General features: G+C 71.9%; 4 protein-coding genes and 1 riboswitch. Of the genes, 1 reads left to right on the top strand and 3 read right to left on the bottom strand.

Annotation, left to right across the window (positions count from 1 at the left end; genetic code table 11):
* Nucleotides 1-95: 95 nt before the first annotated feature.
* The 3 genes from ACYVE9_RS12200 to ACYVE9_RS12190 all read right to left on the bottom strand — a co-directional run bounded on the left by ACYVE9_RS12200 (nt 96) and on the right by ACYVE9_RS12190 (nt 4,023).
* Nucleotides 96-908, bottom strand: coding sequence for a M23 family metallopeptidase (locus ACYVE9_RS12200; protein WP_461027819.1), 813 nt, complete (start codon nt 906-908; stop codon nt 96-98).
* 13 nt (nt 909-921) lie between these two features.
* A riboswitch (cyclic di-AMP (ydaO/yuaA leader) is annotated at nt 922-1,063 on the bottom strand.
* Nucleotides 1,064-1,258: 195 nt separating this feature from the next.
* Nucleotides 1,259-2,629, bottom strand: a complete 1,371-nt coding sequence (locus tag ACYVE9_RS12195) for a M16 family metallopeptidase (RefSeq protein ID WP_461027820.1) — start codon at nt 2,627-2,629, stop codon at nt 1,259-1,261.
* 17 nt (nt 2,630-2,646) lie between these two features.
* Nucleotides 2,647-4,023 carry a M16 family metallopeptidase gene (locus ACYVE9_RS12190; protein WP_461027818.1) on the bottom strand — a complete coding sequence of 459 codons (1,377 nt, stop codon included), beginning with the start codon at nt 4,021-4,023 and terminating at the stop codon, nt 2,647-2,649.
* Nucleotides 4,024-4,212: 189 nt separating this feature from the next.
* Between ACYVE9_RS12190 and ACYVE9_RS12185 the strand changes: the two genes are divergently transcribed.
* Nucleotides 4,213-6,621 (top strand): DNA gyrase/topoisomerase IV subunit A (locus tag ACYVE9_RS12185; protein WP_461027817.1); only part of this gene is annotated, 2,409 nt, incomplete at its 3' end.

Raw genomic sequence — 6,621 nt, 5'->3', positions numbered from 1 at the left:
CGGCGGACCCCCGGCGGTCGGGCCGGGGGTCCGCTGCGTGCTGCGGTGGGCCCGGCTCCCGCGAGGGGGCCGGGCGGCTCAGTCGTGCGGGGGGATCAGATCTTGACGCCCTTGGAGCGCAGGTAGGACACCGGGTTGACGTCCGAGCCGTACTGCGGCGAGGTACGGGCCTCGAAGTGCAGGTGCGGGCCGGTGGAGTTGCCGGTGGAGCCGACCTTGCCGATCGACTGGCCGGAAGTGACCGCCTGGCCGATCCGGACGTCCATCGCGGACAGGTGGCCGTACTGGGTGAAGCCGCCGTCGCTGTGCCGGACGACGACGTTGTTGCCGTAGGCGCCGCCCCAGCCGGCCTCCACGACCGTGCCGGCGCCGACCGAGCGGACCGGCGTACCGGAGGCCGCCGCGAAGTCCACGCCGCTGTGGCTGCCGGAGGACCACATGGCCCCACCGGAGCGGTACTGGGTGGTGACGGGGGCGTTCACGGGGGCGACGAAGCCCTTGGGGTTGGCGCGCGGCGCGGACCTGGCCGCGCTGGCCTGCTGGGCGCGGCTCTCCTTGGCGCGCTCCTCGGCCTTGCGCTTGGCCTCGTCCGCCTTGCGCTTCGCCTCGTCGGCCTTGCGCTTGGCCTCGTCGGCCTTGCGCTTGTCGTCCGCGGCCTTGCGGGCCTCGGCGGCCTTGGCCTCGGCGGCGGTCTTCTGGGAGGTCGCCTGCGCCTCGACGTGCTCGGCGACGGTGGTGCCGAGGGCGACGGCCCGCAGCAGGCCGGCGTCGTGGGTGGTGACGGCCGCGCCGGCCGGGCTGACGAGGGCGCTGGTCATACCGGCGACGGTGAGGGCACCGGCTAGGCCGATGCGGAGGGTACGGCCCGGTCGTCCGGACGTCCCGGTGGCATGCTTGTTGAACGCCATGGCAGGCGTGCTCCTTTCCTTCCTTCACGCCTACCGGGTTAGCTGACGGGTTCGGAGCAGGAAGGTCTCCTACGGGCGCACAACGGCGGCCCGATTCACCCCAAGGACTTCTGTGGGTCCCCGGCTCCCTCGCGGGGACTCGGCGTTCGCCGTCCGTCGGCCGCGGGTGCGGTCGCTTCTGACGGGCAGCGGAACCGAAGCTAAACCGGACATCTGGCCGGTACCAAACAGATCTCGTGCTTTGTCGCCCATCCCACACCAAGACGGGGGGCATAAGCCCTCAATTCGGACATAAAGCAGCCCTTGGTTGCCGGAATCTGCAACCAAGGGCCGCCTGAACGGGCTGTGAGCTACTGCCCGGTGACCACCGTCACCTCACCGAGGCCCAACGCCCGCACCGGCTCCGCGATCTCGGCGGCGTCACCCACCAGAACGGTCACCAGCCGGTCGCGCGGGAAGGCGTTGACCGCGGCGGCGCTCGCCTCGACCGTGCCGGTCTCCGCCAGCAGGGCGTACAGCCGGCTCTGGTAGTCGTCCGGCAGGTGCTGCTCCACCTGGTCGGCGAGCGTGCCGGCGACCGCGGCGGCCGTCTCGTAGCGCAGCGGCGCCACACCGACCAGGTTCTGCACGGCCACGTCCCGCTCCTCGTCGGTCAGGCCGTCCGCGGCGAGGGTGCGCAGCACCTCCCACAGGTCGGCCAGCGCAGGACCGGTGACGTCGGTGGCGACCGAACCGCTGATGGCCGACAGCGCCGCGCCGGTGCCCTCCGGGCCCGAGCGCAGCACCTGGCCGAACGCCCGCACGCCGTAGGTGTAGCCCTTCTCCTCCCGCAGCACCTTGTCCAGCCGCGAGGTGAGCGTGCCGCCCAGGCAGTAGGTGCCGAGCACCTGAGCGGGCCAGACCCGGTCGTGCCGGTCCGCGCCGATGCGCCCGATCAGCAACTGGGTCTGCACCGAGCCCGGCCGGTCGACGATGACGACCCGTCCGCTGTCGTCGGCGGTGATCGGCGCCATCGGCAGCGGCTGGGCGTCAGCGCCCGTCCACTCCCCGAGAGTGCTGGTGAGCATCGCGTCGAGGTCGAGGCCGGCGAAGTCGCCGACCACCACCACCGTCGCGGTGGCCGGGCGCACATGGGCCTCGTAGAACGCCCGCACGGCGGCCGCGTCGATGCGCGCCACCGTCTCCTGGGTGCCCTGCCGCGGCCTCGACATCCGGGAGTCGGCCGGGAACAGCGCGCCGTACAGTGCGATCGCCGCACGGCGGGCCGGATTGGCCAGCTCGTGCGGGATCTCGTCCAGGCGGTTGGCGACCAGCCGCTCGATCTCGCTGTCCCGGAAGGCCGGTGCGCGCAGCGCGTCCGCGAGCAGCGCGAGTGCCCGCTCGAGCCGGGAGGCGGGAACCTCCAACGACACGCGCAGGCCCGGGTGGTCGGCGTGCGCGTCCAGCGTGGCGCCGGCCCGCTCCAGTTCGGCGGCGAACTCCTCCGCGCTGTGCTTGTCGGTGCCCTCGCTGAGCGCCCGCGCCATCACCGTGGCGACGCCGTCCAGTCCCGCGGGCTCCGCGTCGAGCGGCGCGACCAGGTTGACCTCGACCGCCACCACCTGCTGGCCGGGGCGGTCGCAGCGCAGCACGGTGAGCCCGTTGGGCAGCTCACCGCGCTCGGGGGCGGGGAAGTTCCAGGGCTTCGGCCGGCCGCCGGTCGGCTGCGGGTGGAAGTCCATCGTGGGGGTGGCGTCGCTCACTGCGCGGCCCCTCCTTCGTTCTTGTTGTCGGCGGCCTCGGCGGCGGTCCCGTCGGAGGAGTCGGACGCGTCGGCAGGTGCGGTGGGCTCGTAGACGAGGACCGCCCGGTTGTCGCGGCGCAGGCGTGCCGCCGCCACGTCCCTGATCTCCTCGGCGGTGACGTCCAGCACCCGGCGGACCGCGGTCAGCGCGAGCTGCGGGTCGCCGAACAGCACCGCGAACCGGCACAGTTCGTCGGCCCGACCGGCGACGGTGGCCAGCCGGTCGAGCCACTCACGCTCCAACTGGGCCTGTGCACGCTCCAGTTCATCGGGGCTGGGCCCCTCCGCCGCGAACCGTTCCAGCTCCTCGTCGATCGCCGCCTCGATGGCGGACACCTCCGCGTCGCCGGACGTCTTCACGTCCAGCCAGCCGAGCGAGGGGGCGCCGGCGAGCCGCAGCAGGCCGAAGCCGGCCGCCACCGCGAGCCGGTCGCGACGCACCAGGCGGTTGTAGAGGCGGGATGACTCCCCGCCGCCGAGCACCGTCAGCGCCAGGTCCGCGGCGTCGGACTCCCGCGTGCCGTCGTGCGGCAGCCGGTAGGCGGCCATCAGGGCCCGGGCCGGCACCTCCTCCTCGACGACCTCGCGCACCTCACGGCCGATGACGTCGGGCAGGCTGCCGTCCCGCGGCGGCTGCTTGCCGTCGTGGCCGGGAATCGAGCCGAAGTACTTCTCCGCCCACGCCAGCGTCTGCTCCGGGTCGATGTCGCCGACGACGGCGAGCACCGCGTTGTTCGGCGCGTAGTAGGTGCGGAAGAACGCCCGCGCGTCCTCCAGCGAGGCGGCGTCCAGGTCGGCCATCGAGCCGATCGGCGTGTGGTGGTAGGGGTGGCCCTCCGGGTAGGCCATCGCGGTGAGCTTCTCGAACGCGGTGCCGTAGGGCACGTTGTCGTAGCGCTGGCGGCGCTCGTTCTTCACCACGTCGCGCTGGTTCTCCATGGACTCCTCGTCCAGCGCGGCGAGCAGCGAGCCCATGCGGTCCGCCTCCAGCCACAGCGCGAGCTCCAGCTGGTGGGCGGGCATCGTCTCGAAGTAGTTGGTGCGCTCGAAACTGGTGGTGCCGTTCAGCGAACCGCCCGCGCCCTGCACCAGCTCGAAGTGGCCGTTGCCCTTCACCTGCGCCGAGCCCTGGAACATCAGGTGCTCGAACAGGTGGGCCAGCCCGGTGCGGCCGGGCACCTCGTGGCGCGAACCGACGTCGTACCAGAGGCAGACGGCGGCCACCGGTGTCTGGTGATCCTCGGAGAGCACCACCCGCAGGCCGTTGGCCAGCCGGTGTTCGGTGGCTGTCAGCCCTCCGGTGGCGGGTGGGGGCGTGGCCGTGTGACCCATGGGCGTGGAGTCCCTTCGTTGGCGGGCTGAGCAGTCGCAGGTGTTGTCCGCTCACTGTATGCAAGCGCGTGGACCACACGCGAAGTTCCCGTACCGTTCGGGTCGGGAGTCCGGCTGTCGGAGGCCGGGTCCACAATGGTCGGCGTCCGACCAGCTCGCCCGCACGTACCAGAAGGAGCCGCAGCCCCGATGGCCCGCCGCAGTACGAAGACCCCGCCGCCGGACGACTTCGAGGAGCGCATTCTCGACATCGACGTCGTCGACGAGATGCAGGGTTCCTTCCTGGAGTACGCATACTCGGTCATCTACTCCCGTGCGCTGCCCGACGCCCGGGACGGGATGAAGCCGGTCCACCGGCGGATCCTGTACCAGATGCACGAGATGGGCCTGCGCCCCGAGCGGCCCTACGTCAAGTGCGCCCGCGTCGTCGGGGAGGTGATGGGCAAGCTCCACCCGCACGGCGACAGCGCCATCTACGACGCGCTGGTCCGCATGGCGCAGCCGTTCTCCATGCGGTTGCCGCTGGTCGACGGGCACGGCAACTTCGGCTCGCTCGGCAACGACGACCCGCCCGCCGCCATGCGGTACACCGAGTGCCGCACCGCGCCCGCCGCCGGGCTGATGGTCGAGTCGATCGACGAGGACACCGTCGACTTCGCGCCCAACTACGACGGCAGCGAGCAGGAACCGGTCGCGCTGCCGGCCGCCTACCCGAACCTGCTGGTGAACGGCGCCTCGGGCATCGCGGTCGGCATGGCGACGAACATGGCGCCGCACAACCTCGGCGAGGTGATCGCCGCCGCCCGGCACCTGATCAAGCACCCCGGCGCCGACCTTGAGACGCTGATGCGCTTCGTGCCCGGGCCCGACCTGCCCACCGGTGGGCGGATCGTCGGGCTCGACGGCATCAAGGACGCCTACGCGAAGGGGCGCGGTACCTTCAAGATCCGCGCGACGGTCGCGGTGGAGCAGGTCACCACCCGCCGCAAGGGCCTGGTGGTCACCGAACTGCCCTTCACCGTCGGCCCGGAGAAGGTCATCTCCAAGATCAAGGACCTGGTCAACGCGAAGAAGCTCCAGGGCATCGCGGACGTCAAGGACCTCACCGACCGGGCCCACGGGCTCCGGCTGGTCGTCGAGATCAAGAACGGCTTCCACCCGGAGGCCGTGCTCGAACAGCTCTACAAACTGACGCCGATGGAGGAGTCCTTCGGCATCAACAACGTGGCCCTGGTGGACGGTCAGCCGCTCACACTCGGGTTGAAGGAGCTGCTGGAGGTCTACGTCGACCACCGTTTCGACGTGGTCCGCCGGCGCAGCTCCTTCCGCCGCGACAAGCGCCGCGACCGGCTGCACCTCGTCGAGGGCCTGCTCGTCGCGCTGATCGACATCGACGAGGTCATCGCGCTGATCCGGTCCAGCGAGAACGCCGCGCAGGCCAAGGAGGCGCTGATCGGGCGCTTCGGACTGTCCGACGTGCAGACCCAGTACATCCTGGACACGCCGCTGCGCCGCCTCACCCGCTTCGACCGGCTGGAGCTGGAGTCCGAGCGCGACCGGCTGAACGCCGAGATCGTCGACCTGACGCGCATCCTCGAATCCGACGCCGAGCTGCGCAAGCTGGTCTCCTCGGAGCTGGCCGCGGTGTCGAAGAAGTACGCCACCGACCGCCGGACGGTCCTGCTGGAGTCGGCCGGGTCGACGGTGTCGGCGGTGCCGTTGGAGGTCCCGGACGACCCGTGCCGGGTGCTGCTCTCCTCGACCGGACTGCTGGCCCGCACCTCGCCCGACGTGCACGGCTTCGACGAGTCCGCCAAGCGGGTGCGGCACGACGTCATCGTCTCCGCCGTGCCGGCGACCGCCCGCGGCCAGGTCGGCGCGGTCACCTCCGCCGGGCGGCTGCTGCGGCTCACCGTGATCGACCTGCCGCAGCTGCCGCAGACGTCCGCACCCCCGAACCTCTCCGGCGGCGCGGAGGTGTCGGAGTTCCTCACCCTGCACGACGGCGAGTCGCTGATCTGCCTGACCACACTGGACGAGTCCTCGCCCGGTCTGGCGGTGGGCACCGAACTGGGCGTCGTGAAGCGGGTGGTGCCCGACTACCCGGCCCACAAGGACGAGCTGGAAGTCATCACGCTGAAGGAGGGCGACCGGATCGCCGGCGCGGTCGAGCTGCGTACCGGCGAGGAGGATCTCGTCTTCATCACCGACGAGGCCCAGCTGCTGCGCTTCCCGGCCGCACAGGTCCGCCCGCAGGGACGTGCGGCGGCCGGTATGGCCGGCATCAAGCTGGCCGAGGGCGTCAAGGTCATCTCCTTCACCGCGGTCGACCCTGCCGCGGACGCCATCGTGTTCACCGCGGCCGGCTCGCACGGCACCCTGGACGACACGCTGGGCACCGCGAAGCTCACCCCGTTCGACCAGTACCCGCGCAAGGGACGGGCCACCGGCGGCGTGCGCTGCCAGCGGTTCCTCAAAGGCGAGGACTGCCTCACCTTCGCCTGGGCGGGACGGGTGCCGGCCCGGGCCGCGTCGGCGAACGGCACCCCGGTGCCGCTGCCCGAGCCCGACCCCCGACGGGACGGCTCCGGGCTGCCG

Source organism: Streptomyces sparsus, assembly GCF_054776295.1.
This window is presented reverse-complemented; position numbering and strand designations above follow the sequence as displayed.